Genomic DNA, 19,616 nt, shown 5'->3' on the forward strand with positions numbered 1-19,616 from the left:
TCAGTCCCTCCCTGTCGGTGCGGTCCGGGTCGTCGGCCCGGCCGGTGTGTGCTGGTCGGCGGCCGGGCCCTCGGCCCGGTCCCGGGCCTCGCGGCGGGCCCTGGCGCGGGCCCGGACGGCGCTCTGGCGGCGTTCGCCGCGCGGTTCGGCGGTCTCGGCGGCGGCCCGGCCGTCCGGGGCGGCGCCCTCGGTGAGGCCGGCCGCGAACTCGGCGATGGTGGGCCGGCCGAAGATGTCCACCAGCCGGACCGGCCGCTCCAGGCGGCGGGCCAGCTCCAGCTGGAGCCGGGCGGCCAGCAGCGAGTCGCCGCCGGCCTCGAAGAAGTTGGTGTGCCGGCCGACCGGGCCGCCGCCCAGCAACTGGCGCCAGGCGTCGGCGACGAGCTGCTCGACCCCGGCCAGCGGGGCGGCGTCGGCGGGCCGGGCGGCGGCCCCGGGCAGCGGCAGCCGGGCCCGGTCCCGCTTGTTGGTGCGCGTCCTGGGCAGCGCGTCCAGCAGCAGCACGGTGTCCGGCACGACCGCCGCCGGGAGCCGCTCGGCCAGGTGCGCGCGCAGCTCGGCGCCGGTGACCCCGGGCGCGGCGACCGCGTAGCCGACCAGCCGGCGGGCACCGCCCTGGCCGTGCGCGGCGGCGGCCGCCTCGCGGACCCCGGGGTGCAGCTCCAGCAGCGCCTCGATCTCCTCCAGCTCGATCCGGTTGCCGCGGATCTTCAGCTGGCTGCCGATCCGGCCGACGAACGCCAGCTCGCCGTCCGGGAGGCGGCGGCCCAGGTCCCCGGTGCGGTACAGCCGGCCGCCGGCCTGCCAGGGGTCGGCGACGTACGCCCGGGCGCTCTCCTCGGGCCTGCGGTGGTACGAGCCGGCCAGGAAGTCGCTGCGCAGGTGGATCTCGCCGACCACCCCGACCGGGCAGAGCCGGCCCTGGCGGTCCAGGACCACGGCCTCGCGGCCCGGGATCGGGCTGCCGATCGGCACCCCGGCCGGGAACTCCTCGCCCGGCGCCAGCTCGCGGTGCGTCGCCAGCACGCACTCGGTGGGCCCGTAGAGGTTGTGCAGCCGCGGCCGGTCGGGGCGGTGCGCCCAGGCGGCGGCCAGCGCCACCGGGAGCACCTCGCCGGCCATCAGCACGTGGGCGAGGTCCGGCAGGTGCGAGCCGGTGGCGTCCAGCGCCTCGGTGACCAGCTGGAAGAAGGCCGGGACGGTCTGGATCTGGGTGATCCGCTCGGCCCGCAGCCACCCGGCCACCGCGAGCGGGTCGCGGCGCAGCCCCTGCGGCGGCAGGCAGAGCACCGCGCCCGAGCAGAGCGCGGCGAACACCTCGGTGTACGCGGCGTCGTAGGTGAACGGGGCCCACTGGGCGATCCGGCTGTCCGGCCGGATGCCGAAGTGCTCGCGCTGCCAGTGGGCGAACTGGGCGAGCGCCGCGTGCGGCAGGGCGATGCCCTTGGGCGTGCCGGTGGAGCCGGAGGTGTAGACCAGGCAGAGTGGGTCGCCGGGGCCGGCGGGGGAGGCGGCCGGGGCGGGGCCCGCGGGCTCGTCGGCGGCCGGCACCCGCGGGTCGACGACCTCGACCGGGATCCCGGCGAAGTGCCCGTCACCCTCGCGCAGTTCGGGGTGAAGGGCGAGCGTGCTCTCGGCGGCCAGCAGGCACACCGGTTCGGCGTCGGCCAGCAGCGCGGTCAGGCGGGCGGCCGGGTCGGCCGGGTCGAGCACCGCGAAGGCGGCCCCGGTCTTGGCGACGCCGAGGATCGCGGCGCTCTGCACCGGGCCGGCGGGCAGCAGCACCGAGACGAACCGGCCGGGGGCCGCGCCGCGCTCCAGCAGCCGGGCCGCGATCCGGTCGCTCCAGGCGTCGAGCTGCCGGTAGCCGACCGTCACGCCCTCGGCCCGGATCGCGGGGGCGTCCGGACGGGCCGCGGCCCGGGCCCGGAACAGCTCGGACACCGACACGGCGTGCTCGGCGCGCGCCTCGCCCGCGGGGCGGGCCGGGCGCGGGGCGGGCAGCGCGGGGTCGGTGAGCTCGACGGCGTCGAGGGGGGCCTGCGGCGAGGCCAGGGCGGCGCGCAGCAGGGCGTGGAAGTGCCGGGCGAAGCGGTCCGCGAACTGCGGTCCGAAGCGGTCCGTGGCGTACTCCAGGGCGCCGGCGATCCGGTCGGCGCGCTCGTCCAGGGCCAGGGTCAGGTCGTACTTGGCCGCCCCGGTGGGGACCTGGCGCAGCACGCCGGCGGTCGCGCCCAGCCGGACGTCGGCCGGCGGCGCGTCCTGGAACACCAGCGAGGCCTGGACCAGGGTCGGCCGGCCCGGCTCGCGGGGCAGGCCGAGGCCGGCCACCAGCCGGTCGAAGGCGACCAGCGGACGGCCGAGGTCGCCCGCCAGCGCCCGCCCGGTGCGGGCGGCGAGTTCGGCGAAGGACGGCGCCCCGGCCAGGTCCACGCGCACCGGCAGGGTGTTGGCCAACGAGCCGACCAGCGACTCCAGTTCGGGCCGGTCGCGGTTGGCGACGGGCACGCCCACCAGGACGTCGTCGCTGCCCGCGTAGCGGCCCAGCAGCGCCGCGTACACGGCGAGCAGCAGGGTGAAGGGCGTGGTGCGCAGCCGGGCGGCGCCCTCGCGCAGCGCGGCCGTCAGCTCCGGGTCGAGCGCCACCGGCAGGGTCTCGCCGGCTCCCGTCGGCCGCGTCCGGGTCGGTGCGTCGGCGGGCAGGTCGAGCACCCCGGGGTGCCCGTCGAGCCGCTTCAGCCAGTACTCCAGGTGCTCCTGACGCAGCGTCAGGCCAGCCTCGTCGGCGCAGTCGGCCGCGTAGCCGGCGAAGTCCAGGTCGAGCGCGGGCGGCGGCTCGGCCAGCCCGAGGCGGGCGGCGTACAGCGCGGCCAGCTCGCGCACGGCCACGCCGATCGACCAGCCGTCGACCGCGAGGTGGTGCGCGGTGCACAGCAGCACCGAGCGCTCGGGGCCGGTGCGCACCAGGGTGAGCCGCAGCGGCGGCTCGCCGGCCAGGTCGAACGGGCGCACGGCCTCCGCCCGGGCCAGCTCGGGCACCTCCTCGGGCGCCGCGTCCAGGACGGTCAGGGCCGGTGCGGCGGGCGGCGTGAGGACCAGCACCGGGCCGTCCTCGCGCAGCTCGCAGCGGGCGGCGAGCACCGGGTGCCGGGCGGTCAGGTCGGCGAGCGCCCCGGTCAGGGCCGCCTCGTGCACCGGGCCGGTCAGGTCGAGCGCGGCGGGCAGGTGGTAGGCGGGCGAGTCGGGGGCCAGGCGGTGCAGCAGCCACAGCTGGCGCTGCTGGTCGGTCATCGGGACGGCGTCCGGGGCCGGCCCCGCCGTCCGGGCGGCGGGCGCCGGGGCGGCGGGCCGCACCCGCGCCAGGGCGGCGGGGGTGGGGTCGGTGTAGAAGTCGGCGAGCGAGGGCGCGGCGCCGAAGCGGGCCCGGACCCGGCCGAGCAGCCGGGTCGCGGCGATGGAGTTGCCGCCGGCGGCGAAGAAGTCGTCGGTGGTGCCGACCCGCTCGGGCGGCAGGCCCAGGACCTCCGCCCAGAGCGCGACGGCGGCCTGCTCGGCCTCGGTGACGGGCGCGGCCCGTCGGGCGGCGGTGAGCTCCCCGGCGCGCAGCAGCAGCGCCGGCCGGTCCACCTTGCCGCTGGTGTTGAGCGGCAGCGCGGGCAGCGGGGCGATCACCCCTGGGACGGCGGCGGCGGGCAGCCGCTCGCGCAGGTGGCGGCGCAGCCGGTCGGGCAGTTCGTCGTCCTCGGTGCGGGCGGTGACGAAGGCGACCAGCCGGGGCCCGGCGGGCTGCCCCCGGTCCACGACCACCGCCGCCTGGCGGACCTCGGGGTGGGCGGCGAGCAGGGACTCCACCTCGCCGACCTCGATGCGGTGGCCGAGGATCTTCACCTGCTGGTCGGCCCGGCCGAGCACGACGATCCGGCCGTCCGGCAGGTGGCGGGCCAGGTCGCCGGTGCGGTAGACGGTGCCGCCGGCCGGGTCGACCGGGTCGGCCACGAAGGCGGCGGCGGTCAGCTCCGGGCGGTTGCGGTACCCGGCGCTCACGCCGGCCCCGCCGATCACCAGCTCGCCGACGGCGCCGCGCGGCACCGGCCGCAGCCGCCGGTCCAGGACGTAGCAGACGGTGCCGGCCACCGGGCGCCCCACCGTGACGCCCTCGCCGGGCAGCACCCGCCCGACGGTGGACCAGATGGTCGTCTCGGTCGGCCCGTACAGGTTCCACAGCCCGGCGCAGCGCGCCAGCAGCCGCTGCGCGAGGTCGGCGTCCAGGGCCTCCCCGCCGCACAGCGCCCGCAGCCCGGGCCGGCCCGCCCAGCCGCCGTCCAGCAGCCCGCGCCAGAGCGAGGGGGTGGCCTGCATGACGGTGGCGCCGCTGCGCTCCAGCAGCGCGCCCAGCGCCTCGGCGTCGCGGACGCTCTCGCGCGGGGCGACCACGACCCGGCCGCCGGCCAGCAGCGGGGCGAACAGCTCCAGGACGGAGATGTCGAAGGTGATCGAGGTGACGGCGAGCAGGGTGTCGTCGGCGCGCAGGCCCGGCTCGGCGCGGACCACGCTGTGCAGCAGGTTGGCGACGCAGCCGTGCGGCACCGCCACGCCCTTGGGCAGCCCGGTGGAGCCCGAGGTGTACATCAGGTACGCGAGGTCCTCGGGCCCGGCGCCGGGCAGCGGCTCGCCCGCCCCGGAGTCGGAGGCGTCCGGGCCCTCGTCGAGCAGCGCGGCCGGGTCGGCGGCGGGCAGCCCCTCGGCGGGGTCGCCGATCAGCAGGCGGGCGCCGCTGTCGGCGAGCACGTGCTCGGCCCGCGCGGCGGGCATGGCCTCGTCCAGCGGGACGAGGACGGCCCCGGCCCGCCAGATGCCGACGATCAGCGGCACCAGCTGCGCGCCGCGCTCGACGCGCAGGGCCACCCGGTCGCCGGGCGCCACGCCGTGCCGGGCCACCAGCCGACGGGCGACCCGGTCGGCGGCCGCGTCGGCCGCGGCCCGGCCGAAGGCGCGGCCGGGCGACTCGACGGCCGGTGCGGCGCCGTCCTGCCGGGCGAGTTCGCGCAGTGCCTCGGGCACGGTGGCCCAGGCGCGCTCGGCGTCGGGCGCCCGGTTGAAGTCGACCAGGACGCGCCGGCGCCGCTCTTCGGAGAGCACTGGAAGCTCGGCCAGCGGCCGGTCCGGGTCGGCCGCGGCGGCCTCCAGCAGGCACAGCAGCGAGTCCGCGAAGTCGGCGGCCGTCTCGGGGGCGAGCAGCGCCGTGCGGTACTCCAGCGTCGCGTCCAGCGCGCCCGAGGGGCGCGGGCGCAGGAAGAACGTCAGGTCGTACTTGGCCGTGCCGCTGTGCGAGGGCGCCGGGGCGGTGGTGACGCCGGGCAGCTCCAGGGTGGTGGTGGGGCCGCTGTGGAAGGAGTACATCAGCTGGAACAGCGGCGTGCGCCCGCCCGCGGCGCGGCCGAGCCGCTCCAGGACCAGGTCGAAGGGGGTGTCGCGGTGGCGCAGGTCGGCCTTCAGGTTCTGGCGGGTACGGGCCAGGGCCTGCCGGAAGCTCGGCTCGCCGCCGAGGTCGCTGCGGTGGGCGACGAGGTTGAGCAGCGGTCCGACGACGCCGGCGAGGGCGGTGCGGCCGCGGGTCGCCACCGGCATGCCGACCACCAGGTCGTCCTGGCCCGTCCAGCGGGCGGCGGTGGCGCAGAAGGCGGTGAGCAGCACGGTGGACAGGCTGGCGAGTTCGCCCCGGCCGAAGGCGCTGAGCCGGGCGGTCAGTTCGGCGGGGACGGTGAAGTGGTGCAGCGCGCCGGCCGCCGGGTCGCCGCCGGGGCCGACGTCGGACGGCAGGTCGGCGGTGTGCAGTTCGCCGCCCAGCCGGGTCTGCCAGTGGTCGATTCCGCTGGCGTGGCTGGTGTCGCCGCCCTCGCCGGCCTCGGCGCGCTGCCAGGCGGCGAAGTCGCCGAAGTCGGGTCCGCCAGCGGGGACGGGGGCCGGCGCCTCGCCGCCGAGTTCGGTGGCGTAGCAGGCGGCCAGTGACTCCAGGAAGACGCCGAAGCCCCAGGCGTCGACCACGATGTGGTGGGCGGTGAACAGCAGCAGCGAGCGGCCCCCGCCCAGCAGGAACAGCTGGGTGCGCATCAGCGGGGGCCGGGCCAGGTCGAAGGGCACGGCCACGGCGCGGGCGGTGAGCTCGGCGAGCCGCTCCGCGCGCTCGCCCTCGGGGACGCCGGTCAGGTCGACGGTCTCGACGGCCGGGCGGACCAGGTCGGCGAACAGCTGCCACGGCTCGCCCGCCCCGTCGGCGGCGACGGCGCAGCGCACCACCTCGTGCCGCCGGGCGACGGCGGCCAGCGCCCGTTCCAGGGCGGCCACGTCCAGCGGGCCGCTGACGTGGAAGGCGGCGCTCTCGTTGTGCAGGGCGGTGCCGGGCAGCACCTGCTCGGCCCGCCAGATGGAGCGCTGGGCGTAGGACAGCGGCGCGCGGGCGCGGTCGCCGCGCAGCGGCAGGGAGGTGTCGCGGCTCATCGGCGGCCGCCCTCCGGCGAGGCGTCCGCGCGGCCGGCGGCGACGGCCGCGGCCAGCCCGGCGACGGTCGGGTCGCCGACGTACACCCGCAGCGGCACCTCGACGCCGAAGCGGGTGCGCAGCCCGTCCAGCAGGCGGGCGATGCCCAGCGAGTCCCCGCCGAGCAGGGCGAAGTCGTCGTGCCGGCCGACGGCGGGCACGTGCAGCAGCTCGCGCCACAGTTCGGCGATGCCGGCCTCCAGGCCGTCCAGCGGCTGTTCGCCGGTGCGCCCGGCCAGGGCGGCGGCAGGGCTGGGCAGCGCCCGCCGGTCGGCCTTGCCGCTGAGGGTGCGCGGGATCGCGGCGAGCCGCAGGTACAGGGCGGGGCGGGCGGCGGCGGGCAGGCCCTCGGCGGCGTGCGCGCGCAGCTCCTCGTCGGTGGCGCCGTCGGCGACCAGGTAGGCGCAGAGCACCGGTTCGCCGTCGGTCTCCTCGACCAGGGCGGCGCAGACGTCCGCCACCGCGGGGTGGCGGCGCAGCAGGTCCTCGATCTCGCCGAGTTCGACCCGGGCGCCGTTCACCTTGACCTGCTGGTCGCGGCGGCCCAGGACCTCCAGGGTGCCGTCGGCGCCCAGCCGGCCGAGGTCGCCGGTGCGGTACCGGTCCGGTGCGACGAAGCCGCCGGCCGTGTCGCCCAGGTAGCCGCGCAGCGGGAACGGGGTGCGGATCTCGATCTCGCCGATCGCGTCCACCACCGGGCGTCCGCCGAACAGCACCGCGATCTCGACGCCGGGCATCGGGTGGCCGGCCGGGACGGTCTCGGCCTCGGCGTCCTCGGCGGTGAGCCGGCGGAAGACCTTGGTCATGGTGGTCTCGGACGGCCCGTAGAGGTTGACCAGTTCCTTGTCGCCCCCGAACAGGGCCCGCCACCAGGCGATGTCGGCGGGGCGGACCGGCTCCCCGGCCATCAGCACGCTGCGCAGCCGCGGCAGGGAGTCGGCGGCCAGCCCGGCGGCGCGCAGGGTGCGGAACACGGTGGGCACGCAGTGCAGCAGGTCGACCTGCTGCTCGGTCAGCCAGTGGGCCAGGGCCGCGCCGACGGGGATGGCGCCGGGCGCGGGGAGCACGGCGGTGCCGCCGGCGCACAGCGGGACGAGGGCGTCGCGCAGGAAGGCGTCGAAGCCGGGGGAGGTGAGCATGGAGATCCGGGTGCCCGGGGCGATGCCGAACTCGGCGATCTCCCAGTCCAGGAAGTGCGCGACGGCCTCGAAGCTGCCCCGGATGCCCTTGGGGCGGCCGGTGGTGCCCGAGGTGAAGTAGACGTAGCCGGCGTCGGGGCCGCTGATGCCGGTCCAGTCGTCGGCGGCCCAGGGCAGCGGGGTGATCGACTCGGCGGTGAGCAGCGGCAGTTCGCCCTGTCCGGCGACGGCCAGGTGCTGCCCGCCGGTGGTCGGGCCGTGTCCGGCGGCGGCCAGCGCGGAGCGGCCGGCGGCGTCGGCGAGCACGGTGCCCGGCCGGAGGTCCTCCAGCAGGGCCGTCCAGCGGGCGGCGGGCTGGCGGGTGTCCACCGGGGCGAACGGGCGGCCGGTGGCGGCGCAGGCGAGGATCGCCGCGACCACCGGGACGGGGTCCGCGCAGGCGACCAGGACGGGGCCGGTGCCGGTGGCGAGGCGGTCGCGCAGGCCGGCGGCCAGCTTGGCCAGCTCCTGGTGGCTCCAGACCCGCTCGGCGGTGGCGAGGGCGGGGGCGGCGGCTCGGCGCTCGACCTGGTCGGCCCAGCGGTCGAGGATGCTCGTGTGGCTCACAACTCTCCGTTCATGATCCGGTGGGCCACGACCGTCAGCGGGTCGAGGGAGGGCAGGGCCTCGCTCAGACCGGCGTCCTCGATCGCCCTGGTGACCAGGTGCAGCTCGGTGCAGGCGGCGACGAAGGACCGCACGCCGTAGCGGGGCAGGGTCTCGCGCAGGAAGTCGATGGTGCGGGCCGGGTCCTCGCCGCGCTTGAGGCGGTGGATCTCCCGGTGCAGTGCCTCCTGGTCCGGCGGGCGCAGGGCCACCAGCTGCCGGGCGGCCCGGGCCCCGGCGGTGCCCGAGGTGAGGATGCCGGCCCGGGCGGTGCCGGAGGAGCAGAGCAGCAGGTGCGGTTCGCCGGTCGCGGCCAGTTCCTCGTGCACCACGTCGACCAGTGAGACGCAGCGCGCCGCGAGGTCGGCCGGCAGGTCGCCGAGCACGTGGTGGGCGGTGATGCAGGCGACCACCACGCGTTCCGCGCCGGCGGCCAGCAGGCCGCGCAGCGAGGACTCCACGGCGCGGCGCAGCTCGTCGAGTTCGCCGCTGCCGATGGCCTCGGTGCGGTCCACCACGGCCGGGTCGGACCAGAGCAGCACCCGCGGGGTGTCCTGCTCGGGGTGGAGCCGGCAGGCCCGGTAGACGGTGCGCAGCAGTTCGACGGAGGCCAGCGGCCCCATGCCGCCGACCACCCCGACCAGCGGGTGGCGCGGGCGGGTGCCGGGGCCGGCGATCGGCCCGGCGGCTGTGGCGGTCATCCCAGGCACGGCAGATCGAACTCCTCGACGAAGAGGGCGAAGGTCGCGACGAGCATCAGGTAGTCGGTGTCCAGGTGGGCGTGCACCTGCTGGCCGTCACCGCGCTGACGCTGCGTCAGGGCGGCGACGGTGTCCGGGTTGAAGTAGCCCTGGCGGCGGACGGTCGCGGGGGAGACCAGCTCCTCGAACCAGTCGGCGCCGGTGCTCAGCAGGTGGCTGCTGGTCTGGCCGCGGAAGCCGTACTTCTGCCGGCTGAGCACCTCGCCGGGCACCAGGCCCTCGGCCGCCCGGCGCAGCACGGCCTTCTCCCGGCCGTGGGCGAGCATCAACTCCGGTGGCAGCGTGGTGGCGTGGTCGACCACCGCGTTCGCCAGGAAGGGGAAGCGCAGCTCGACGCCGTTGGCCAGGGCCATCCGGTCGCCGTGGTCGCCGAGCAGGTGGTCGGCGAGCCGCAGGTGGTAGTCGAGGTAGGAGCGCTGGTGCAGCGGGTGGCGCCCGGCCAGCCGCTCGGGGTCGACGAGGCGCTGGTTGGTGACGGAGAACTCGTCCAGTCCGTAGGCCAGGTCCTCGGCGTACAGCTCGCGGCGGAACTCCTGGGCGGGCAGCTGGTCCTGCTCGTAGCCGAGGTCGACGCCCCACATCCGTTCGCGGATCTCGCGCTCCAGCCGGGCGTCCAGGCCGGTGAGCCGGCTGCCGCCGAGCCCGGTGGCGTCGAAGCGGTAGCCGGGGTAGCCGCCGAACAGCTCGTCGGCGCCCTCGCCGCTGAGCGCGCCGACCGTCCCGGCGGCGCGGACGGCCTCGGACAGCGCCAGCGAGCAGACGTTGTACGACTCGCGCACGGGTGCCTCGGCGTGGCGCACCATCGCGGTGATCCGCTCGGCCACCTCGTGCTCGCCGACCGGGACTTCGTGGTGATCGGTGCCCAGCTTGGCGGCGACCAGCCGCTGGTGCGGGCCCTCGTCGAAGTCGCGGCCGGGGAAGGTGACGGAGAAGCTGGGCCAGGCGTGGCCGGGCCGGGCCCGGGCCATCAGGGCGCCGATCAGACTGGAGTCGAGGCCGCCGCTGAGGTACATGCCGATCGGCACGTCGGCGAGCAGCCGGCTGCGCACGGCCTCGTCGAGCAGGTCGGCGGTGCGGTGGGCGTACCGGTCCAGCTCCCGGTCCAGGGCCTCGGGGGCCACCGGGTCGAGGTCGGCGGCGAGCGGGAAGTCGAGGTCCCAGTACCGTTCGGTGCGCACGCCGGAGCGGTCGGCGATCAGCCGCTCGCCGGGGCGCAGGGCGCTGATGCCCTCGAACATGGTGCGCGGGCTGACCAGTCCGGGCAGCGTCAGCACCTGGTCGAGGCCGCGCAGGTCGACCCGGGCGCTGACGGCCGGGTGGCGCAGGATCGCCTTGATCTCGGAGGCGAAGATCAGCTGGCCGTCGGCGACGGTGTAGAAGAGCGGGACGATGCCGGCCCGGTCGCGGGCGAGCAGCAGCCGCTGCGCGCCGGCGTCGTGCAGCGCGAAGCCGAACTGGCCGTCCAGGTGGGCCGTCAGGTCCTCGCCGTACTCGCGGTACAGGTGGACCAGCACCTCGGTGTCGCTCTCGGTGCGGAACCGGTGGCCGCGGCGGCTCAGCGCGGTGCGCAGCTCGCGGTGGTTGTAGATCTCGCCGTTGCAGACCGAGACCAGGGTGCCGTCCTCGGTGCGGTGCGGCTGGTTGCCGCCGGCGAGGTCGTTCAGGGCCAGCCGGCGAAAGCCCAGGCACAGGCCGTCCGTGGCGTAGTGGCCGTCGTCGTCGGGGCCGCGGTGCACCAGGCACGCCGTCATCTCCCGGACCACGGCGGCATCGGCCGGGCGACCGCCGCCCAGGACGAATACGCCGGTTATTCCGCACATTCTGTCCGCCCTCTCCCGTCGTGCGTTCGGAACTCGTCGTCGGAACTTGTCGTCGGAACTCGCCGATCGAAATACTCTGGAAATATCCGAAAGAAACCCGGACGAAGAGCACCGTAACAGAGCTCGGTGTTCCGGGAAAGACTCAAGATCCTTATGCGCCAACCGACTATTTCAGGGCACAACTGAGCTGCGGCATCGCCTGGTTGGATCTTCTCAGGGCATGCCGGAATACGGGCTGGACCAACCCGTGAATTACCGCATAAAGTCGTGCGGGAGGCCTGTTCAGGCTTCGCGTAATTGACTGGGAAAGAAAAAGGAGCAGCGATGACCGGTTCGTCCGCCGTACAGCACGACGAGGTGGCCCGATGGACGCCGTGGCACCGGGACGCCGCGCCGAACGGGCGGTCCGGGCCCGTACGCGTCTACTGCCTGCCGCACGCCGGCGGCTCCGCGAGCGCCTACCTGCCGTGGGCCCGGTCCGGCGAGCAGCCGGGCCTGACGATCGTTCCGGTGGAACTGGCGGGCCGGGGCACCCGCCTCGCCGAGCAGCCGTCGGCCGTCATGGACGAGGTGGTCGACGGCCTGCTCGCCCTGCTGGCGAGCCGCCCGGCGGACGAACCGTTCATCCTCTTCGGCCACAGCATGGGCGCCCGGATCGCCTACGAGACGACCCGCCGACTCGCCGCCGAGGCGCGGCCGCTGCCGCTGTCCCTCGTGGTCTCCGGCGGCCGGGCCCCCGGCACCCCGGACGTCACCCGGCTGCATGGACTCACCGACGACGAGCTCCTGGAGCGCATCGTCGGCCTCGGCGGGACCCCGGCCGAGGTGCTGGAGTTCGCCGACCTGATGCAGATGATCCTGCCGGTGCTCCGGGCGGACGTCACCCTGCTGGGCGAGTACAACGACCGGGTCCGGCCGACCGTGCTGCCCTGCCCGGTGCTGGCGCTCGGCGGCGCCGACGACCTGATGGCCGGACCGGAGTGGATCACCGGCTGGCGGTCCACCACGGCGGCCGGCTTCCGCCACCGCATCCTGCCGGGCGACCACTTCTTCCTGCACCAGCAGCGGGCCGAGGTGCTCGCGGAGCTCGCGGCGCAGGCCCGGGCGTGCCTGGACACCGCGGACGGCCCCCAGGAGGGCCGGGCGCCGGGCGCCTGACCCCGGCCGCCCGGTTCCGTACGACGGGGCCGGGCGGCGGGTGGCGGTCCGTCCGGAACGCTCCGGACGGACCGTCATCGCCGGCCCTCGTCGGCCCGTCGCAGGACGGCGGCGACGACCCGGGCGATCTCGTCGATCGGCCCGGCGTCGGCGAGGTCCAGGTGCCGGGCGGCGAGCGGGTGGTTGGCCACCGGCCCGGTGGCGTGGGCCGACCAGACGGCCACCGTGTCCTGCGGCCGGTGGTCGCCGGTCGCGGTGAAGGTGGTCAGCGGCGCGTCGAGCACCCCCGGCGTCCACGCCGCCATCAGCGCGGCGTGGTAACGGCAGGAGTCCAGGAACACCGCCAGCTCGTCCTCGTCGCGCGGCGCGGCCTCGCGCAGCGCCACGGCCAGCCGGTCGAGCAGCTCCGCGGGCTTGGGCCGCCACTGCTGCGCCAGGACGGCCGCCACCTCGGCGGCGGGCGCGCCCGTCGCCGTCAGCAGCTCGGCCAGCACGGCGGTGTCGGTGACCTCCCCGGCGTCCGGCGGCGCCGGGTGGCTGTCCAGCAGCGCGACCAGGTCGACCTGCTCGCCCTGCTCGCGCAGCAGCACGCCGATCTGGTGCGCGACCAGCCCGCCGAAGGACCAGCCGAGCACCCGGTAGGGGCCGTGCGGCTGGACGGCGCGCATCCGCGCCAGGTACTCCCGCGCCAGGCCGTCCACGTCGGCCGGCCGCTCCCCGCCGCCGACCGGGCCGATGCCCTGGAAGGCGTAGACCGGCTGGTCCGGGTCGAGCCCGCGCAGCAGGCCGATGAAGCCGAGGCCGTCGCCCGTCACCGGGTGGACGCAGAACAGCGGCGCCCGGCCGCCCGCGGCCCGCAGCGCCAGCAGAGGTTCGAAGGGGGCGTCGGCGCGCCCGGGCCGCCGCCCGGTCAGCCGCTGCGCCAGCGCGGCCGGGGTCGGCGCCTCGAACAGCGCCTTCACGGGCAGGTCGACGCCGAACTCCGCGTGGATGCGCTCGACCAGCCGGATCAGCAGCAGCGAGTGGCCGCCGAGCAGGAAGAAGTCGTCCTCCGGGCCGACCGCGGGCACGCCCAGCAGCTCGGCGAAGACCGCGACCAGCGTGCGTTCGGCCGGCGTGCGCGGCTCCCGGGCCCGGCTCTCGACGTGGGTCTGCGGCTCGGGCAGCGCCCGGCGGTCCAGCTTGCCGTTGGCCGTCACCGGCAGCGCGCCGAGCAGCACGTAGGCGGTGGGCACCATGAACTCGGGCAGGTGGCCGCGCAGGTGGGCGCGCAGCGCGGCGGCCGTGGGCGGCTGCGCGGCGCCGTCCGGCACCACGTAGGCGACCAGCCGGGCGGTGCCGGCCCGGTCCTCGCGCACGGTGACGGCGCAGGCCGTGACCGCCGGGTGCTCGCCGAGCCGGGTCTCGATCTCGCCGAGCTCGATCCGGTGGCCGCGCAGCTTCACCTGGCTGTCCACCCGGCCCAGGTACTCCACCACGCCGTCGGGGCGGTGGCGGGCCAGGTCGCCCGTGCGGTACATCCGGGTGCCCGGCGCGCCGTGCGGGTCCGCGACGAAGCGCTCGGCGGTGAGCGCCGAGCGGCCGAGGTAGCCGTACGCGAGCTGCTCGCCGGTCAGGTAGAGCTCGCCCGGCACGCCCGGCGGGACGGGGTTGAGGGCGGTGTCCAGCACGTAGCCGCCGGAGTTCCAGACCGGCCGCCCGATCGGCACCGGGTGTGCCTGCTCGTCCGCCGGGCCGCACTCCCAGGCCGTCACCTCCACGGTGGCCTCGGTGGGCCCGTAGAGGTTGTCCAGCCGGACGCCCGGGAGCACCTGCCGGAACCGGCGCACGGTGGCCGCGGGCAGCGCCTCGCCGCTGGCCACCACCAGGCGCAGCCCGGTGCACTCGGCGGCCCGCGGGTGCTGGAGGAAGACGTCCAGCATGGACGGCACGAACTGGGCGACGCTCACGCCCTCGCGCTGGATCAGCTCCGCCAGGTAGGCCGGGTCGCGGTGCCCGTCGGGCTTCGCCAGCACCAGGGTGGCGCCGGTGATCAGCGGCCAGAAGAACTCCCACAGCGAGATGTCGAAGCTGGCCGAGGTCTTCTGCAGCACGCCGTCCCGGGCGCCGAGCCGGTACTCCTCCTGGCCCCAGCGCAGCCGGTTGGCGATGGCGTGGTGCGGGACGAGCACGCCCTTCGGCCGCCCGGTCGAGCCCGAGGTGTAGATCACGTAGGCCGGGTCCCCGGGGCCGGGGGCGGTCAGTGTGACGCCCTCGGGCGCCGGCAGGTCCTCCGGCGACAGGCAGGGCACGCCCTCGGCGGGGCGCAGCGCGGCGGCCTGCTCCGGGGCGGCGATCACCGCGGCCGGGCGGGCGTCCGCCAGCATGTACGCGAGCCGGTCGGCCGGGTAGTCCGGGTCCAGCGGCAGGTAGGCGCCGCCGGCGCGGTGGACGGCGCACAGCGCCACCACGAGCTCCACCGAGCGGGGCACGGCCACCGCGACCCGGCTGCCCGGGCGGACACCGACCGCGGCGAGCCGGCGGGCCAGCGCGTCGATCCGGCGGTCCAGCTCGGCCGGGCCGAGCGCCCGGCCCTCGAACACCAGGGCGGGGGTGTCGGACGGCGCGGCGAGCCCTGCCGACACCAGGGCGGCCAGCGTGGTCGGGGCCAGCTCCCGCCGCTCGCCGGCGGAGCGCTCCAGCAGCCGCGGCCGCTCGCCCTCGGCGGACAGTTCGAGCCGGGAGATCGGCCGCTCGGGATCGGCCGCGGCCGCGCCGAGCAGCCGCGTCAGGCAGCCGGCGATCGCCTCGACCGTGGCCCGGTCGAACAGGTCGGCGCGGTACTCGACGGCGCCGGTCAGCTCGTCGTCCGGGCCGGCGGGCGCGCCCAGGGTGACGGTGAGGTCGAACTTGGCCGGCGCCGGGCCGGCGGTGACCAGCTCGCTGTCGAGGCCGGGGATCTCCACGGCCGCGCCCGCCTGCTCCATCACCAGGGCGACCTGGAAGAGCGGGTGGCGGCCGGGGGAGCGCTCCGGGTTGACCAGCTCGACGATCCGCTCGAACGGCAGGTCCTGGTGGGCGTAGGCGGCGAGGTCGGCGTCCTTGACACGGCGCAGCAGCTCCCGGAAGCCCGGGTCCCCGTCGGTGTCGGTGCGCAGCACCAGCGTGTTGACGAAGAAGCCGACCAGGTCGTCCAGGGCCTCGTCGGTGCGCCCGGCGATCGGGGTGCCGATCGGCAGGTCGGTGCCGGCGCCGAGGCGGGTGAGCAGCGCCGCCAGACCGGCCTGGACGGCCATGAAGAGGCTGGCGCCGTCGGCCCGGGCGAGCTCCGCCAGGGCGCGGTGGTCCGCGCCGCTCAGCCGCAGCGGCACCCGGCCGGCCTCCTGGCCGGTCTCGGCGGTGCGCCGCCGGTCCACCGGCAGCGCGATCTCCTCGGGCAGGCCGGCCAGCGCCCCGCTCCAGTACTGCCACTGCCGGGCGGCGGTGCTGCCCGGGTCCTCGTCGTCCCCGAGCAGCGCGAGCTGCCACTGGGTGTAGTCGGCGTACTGGACGGGCAGGGCGCTCCACTCGGGGGCCCGGCCGGCCGTCCGGGCCTGGTAGGCGGCGCCCAGGTCGCGGGCGAGCGGGCCCATCGACCAGCCGTCGCAGGCGATGTGGTGGACCGTCAGCAGCAGGACGTGCCGCTCGGGGGCGAGGGCGAAGAGGTGGGCGCGCAGCGGCGGCTCCGACGCGAGGTCGAAGGGCTGGGCGGCGGCGGTGCGCAGGGCCTCGGCCAGGCCCTCCTCGGTCACCGTGGCGGCGCCGGACTGCCGCAGCAGCGGCGGGAGTTGCTCCGGGGCGAGGATCCGCTGCCGGGGGGCCGCGTCCTCGCCGCGGGGGAGCGGGAAGACGGTGCGCAGGGCCTCGTGGCGCACGGCGCAGTCGTGCAGCGCGGCGGCGAGGGCGTCCCGGTCCAGGGCGCCGGTCAGGCGCAGGGCCAGCGGGATGTGGTACGCGTCGCTGTGCGGGTCCAGCTGCTGGAGGAACCAGAGCCGGCGCTGGGCGTGCGAGAGGGGGATCCGCTCGGGGCGGGCGGCGGCGGTCAGCGCCGGGCGACATCGCCCGGCGTCCACCGCGCGGGCGAGCCCGGCGGCCGTCGGGCTCTCGAAGACCGCCCGGATGGGCAGTTCGGCCCCCAGCGCGGTGCGCACCCGGCTGACCAGCCGGGTGGCGAGCAGGGAGTGGCCGCCGAGCGCGAAGAAGTCGTCGTCGGGGCCGACCTCGGCCACCCCGAGGACCTCGGCGAGCAGCGCGCACAGCGCGGCCTCGCGGGCGTCCCGGGGGGCCCGGGAGCGGCCGGTGGCGGCCCGCAGCTCGGGCTCGGGCAGAGCGGAACCGTCCAGCTTCCCACTGGAGTTGAGCGGGAGCCGGGCCAGGACGGCGTAGGCCGCCGGGATCATGTAGTCGGGCAGTTGCCCGGCCAGCAGCTCGCGCACCTCGGCGAGGTCGGGGGCGTTCCCGTCCTCGGTCACCAGGTAGGCGGCGAGGTGGCGCTCCTCGGCGCCGGCGCCCCGGGCCAGGACGGCGGCCTGCACGATCGCGGGGTGGCGCAGCAGCACCGCCTCGATCTCGCCGGGCTCGATCCGGAAACCGCGGATCTTGATCTGCCCGTCGGCCCGGCCGAGGTACTCCACCTGGCCGTCGCGGCGCATCCGGGCGAGGTCGCCGGTGCGGTACATCCGGGCGCCGGGCGGGCCGTACGGGTCGGCGACGAAGCGCTCGGCGGTCAGGGCGGGGCGGCGCAGGTAGCCGCGGGCCAGGTGCGGCCCGGACAGGTAGAGCTCGCCGGGCACGCCGAGCGGGACGGGGCGCAGCAGGTCGTCCAGCAGGTACGCCCGGGTGTTGTCGAGCGGGCGGCCGATGACGGGGGTGCGGCTGTCCGCCAGGGAGCAGGCGAGCGCGTCGACGGTGCACTCGGTCGGGCCGTAGTAGTTGAACACCGCCACGTCCGGCAGGGCGGAGAGTTCGCTCCACAGCGCCGGCCCGACGGCCTCGCCGCCCAGCATCAGCACGGCCGGGCGGTGGTGGCCCTCGGCGAACAGGCCGGCGGCGGTGAGCGCCGGGACGTACGTCGGGGTGAGGTCCAGGAAGTCGAGGCGCTCCCGGCGGACGTAGCCGACCAGGGCCTGCGGGTCGAGCCGGACCTCGTCGCTCAGCAGGTGCAGCGGGTGGCCCTCCAGCAGCCAGAACAGCGGCTCCCAGGCGGTGTCGAAGGTGATCGAGGCGACCAGGCCGAGCTGGAGGCGCTGGCCCCGCGGGCCGCCGGACGGGCGGACCATACGGGTGCGGTGGTGGTGCATCAGGCTGCTGAGGCCGCCGTGCGGGATCACCACGCCCTTGGGCACCCCGGTCGAGCCGGAGGTGTGGATGACGTAGGCCGGGTCGTCCGGACCGGTGGGGCCGGTGCGGTCGGCGTCCGCCAGGTTCCCGCCGGGGTGGGCGGCGACGGCGGCCCGCGCCCCGGGCTCGTCCAGCACCAGGACGGGCGCGCCGTCCGGCAGCCGGCCGGCGTCGGCGGCCGTGGCGAGCACGCAGACCGGGGCGGCGTCGGCGAGGATGCCGGCCAGCCGCTCGCGCGGCATGGCGGGGCTGACCGGTATGTAGGCGGCGCCCGACTTGAGGACGGCGAGCAGCGCGATCAGCAGGTCGGTGGTGCGCGGCAGCGCCAGGACGACGTAGCGCTCGGGGCCGGCCCCGCGCCGCACGAGCTCCCGGGCGAGCCGGTTGGCGTGCTCGTTGACCTCGGCGAAGGTGAACCGGCCGTCCTCGGCGACGAGGGCCGTGACCTCGCCCTCCAGGGCGGCGCGCTCCTCGAAGGCGCCGTGGTACGTCACCGCGGGGGCCGCCAGGGTGGGCAGGGCGGGCCCGTGGCCGCGCTCGAACAGGTCGAGCCGCTCCTCGGCGCCGAGCAGGTCGTACCCGCCGATCCGCTGGTCCGGGTCGGCGGCGGCCGCGGCGAGCAGCCGGCCGAGCCGGGCGGTCAGGGCCTCGGCACCCGCGCGGGTGAACAGGTCGGTGCTGTACTCGACGAAGCAGCCGAGCCCGGCCGGGGCGCCGTCGGCGTCGTGCACCTCGCGCATGTTGAAGGACAGGTCGAACTTGGCTCCGCCCGGGCCCGCCTCGGCGATCTCGGTCTCGATGCCGGGCAGCGCGAGGGAGGCCTCGGGGGTGTTCTGGAAGGCCAGCATCACCTGGAACAGCGGGTGCCAGCCCAGCGAGCGGTGCGGGTTGAGCGCGGTGATCAGCCGCTCGAACGGGAACTCCTGGTGCGCGAAGCCCTGGAGGTCGGTGCGGCGCACCCGCTTGAGCAGCTCGCGGAAGGTCGGGTCACCGGAGGTGTCCAGGCGCAGGACCAGCGGGTTGACGAAGTAGCCGACCACGTCGTCGTAGCGCTCGTCGGTGCGGCCCGCGATCGGGCTGGCGATCGGGATGTCCGTACCGGCCCCCGACCGGGTCAGCACCGTCGCCAGCGCCGCCTGGAGCACCATGAACATGCTGACCCGGCAGGAGCGGGACAGCGCTAGCAGCTCGCGGTGCAGCTCGGCCGGGAGGTCCCACGGGAAGTACTCGCCCCGGTGCGACATCACGGCCGGGCGGGGGTGGTCGGTGGGCAGCTCCAGGAAGTCCGGCAGGCCCGCCAACGCCTGTCGCCAGTAGGCGAGTTGGCGCCCGCCCTGACCCTGCGGGTCGTCCAGGTCGCCGAGGTTCGCGTGCTGGCGTACGGCGTACTCGGCGTACGTGCCGGGCAGCGGGGACCACACGGGCGCCCGGCCCTGGCTGCGGGCCAGGTAGGCGGTGCTCAGGTCGCGGGCCAGCGGGGCCAGCGACCAGCCGTCGCCGGCGATGTGGTGCAGCACCATCAGCACCACGTGCTGCTGCGGGCCGAGCACGAACAGGTGCACCCGCAGCGGGGCCTCGGCCTCCAGGTCGAAGACGTGCCCGGCCCCGGCCTCGATCAGGGCGGGCAGCTCCTCCTCGGTGACGGGCACCACGGTGAGGACCGGCGGCAGCTCGGCCATCGCCAGCACCTGCTGGCGCGGCACGCCGTCGCGCTCGGGGAAGACGGTGCGCAGGGCCGCGTGCCGCTCCACCACGTCGGCCAGGGCGGACCGCAGCGCCTCGTGGTCGACCGTGCCGGTCAGCCGCAGCGCCACCGGGACGTTGTACGAGGCGTCGCCGCCTTGGAGGCGGTCGTTGAACCAGAGCGCCAACTGTGCGTACGACAGCGGTGTCTCCGCGGGCAGGCTGTGTTCGCCCAGCACGGGGCATCCCTCCAGGTGGAACCGCCCCGCCGGCCGGGTGGGTCGGGCGGGCCGGACGGTGGTTTCCGGTGGCTCTTGGCCGTTGTGGGCCCCGGCCGTGGTGAGTCGCGGGGCGTCGTGGGCGCCGCCGTGGTGATGTACGGACCGTGGTGATTCGCGGGCCGTCGGGGGCCCCGGGGCCGTCGCGGGCCCCGGCCGTGGTGGCTTCCGGGGGTCCTTGTGGGCTCCGGGGCCGTGGGGGGCCCACCGACGTCCCTCGGCGGGGGGACTACCGGC

6 protein-coding genes are annotated in these 19,616 nt (G+C 76.7%); 1 reads left to right on the top strand and 5 read right to left on the bottom strand.

Annotated features, from left to right (window positions below):
• Genes AB0R04_RS26910 through asnB form a run of 4 tightly spaced genes read right to left on the bottom strand, consistent with a single transcriptional unit; the run spans window position 1 to window position 10,902 of the window.
• On the bottom strand, window positions 1-6,498 hold the full coding sequence (locus AB0R04_RS26910) for an amino acid adenylation domain-containing protein (protein ID WP_363375604.1): 6,498 nt from the start codon (window positions 6,496-6,498) through the stop codon (window positions 1-3).
• The gene (locus tag AB0R04_RS26915) at window positions 6,495-8,282 is read right to left on the bottom strand and encodes a non-ribosomal peptide synthetase (protein WP_363375606.1); all 1,788 of its coding nucleotides are present in this window, start codon (window positions 8,280-8,282) and stop codon (window positions 6,495-6,497) included. Before AB0R04_RS26915 ends, AB0R04_RS26910 begins: the two co-directional genes overlap by 4 nt.
• Window positions 8,279-9,022, bottom strand: a complete 744-nt coding sequence (locus AB0R04_RS26920) for an aspartate/glutamate racemase family protein (RefSeq protein ID WP_363375609.1) — start codon at window positions 9,020-9,022, stop codon at window positions 8,279-8,281. The genes AB0R04_RS26915 and AB0R04_RS26920 overlap by 4 nt, the downstream gene beginning before the upstream one ends.
• Window positions 9,019-10,902: an asparagine synthase (glutamine-hydrolyzing) gene (gene asnB / locus AB0R04_RS26925; RefSeq protein WP_363375612.1), complete on the bottom strand. Its 1,884-nt coding sequence runs from the start codon at window positions 10,900-10,902 to the stop codon at window positions 9,019-9,021. Before asnB ends, AB0R04_RS26920 begins: the two co-directional genes overlap by 4 nt.
• Window positions 10,903-11,226: 324 nt before the next feature.
• On the opposite strand from asnB, the gene AB0R04_RS26930 reads away from it, so the two are divergent.
• On the top strand, window positions 11,227-12,060 hold the full coding sequence (locus AB0R04_RS26930) for an alpha/beta fold hydrolase (RefSeq protein ID WP_363375615.1): 834 nt from the start codon (window positions 11,227-11,229) through the stop codon (window positions 12,058-12,060).
• Window positions 12,061-12,134: 74 nt separating this feature from the next.
• On the opposite strand, the gene AB0R04_RS26935 is transcribed toward AB0R04_RS26930, so the two are convergent.
• Window positions 12,135-19,340 (bottom strand): amino acid adenylation domain-containing protein, encoded by a 7,206-nt coding sequence (locus tag AB0R04_RS26935; RefSeq protein ID WP_363375618.1) that lies wholly within the window; start codon window positions 19,338-19,340, stop codon window positions 12,135-12,137.
• Between the last annotated feature and the right edge of the window lie 276 nt (window positions 19,341-19,616).

This window comes from Kitasatospora sp. NPDC056731, assembly GCF_040687675.1.
Taxonomy (GTDB): domain Bacteria; phylum Actinomycetota; class Actinomycetes; order Streptomycetales; family Streptomycetaceae; genus Kitasatospora.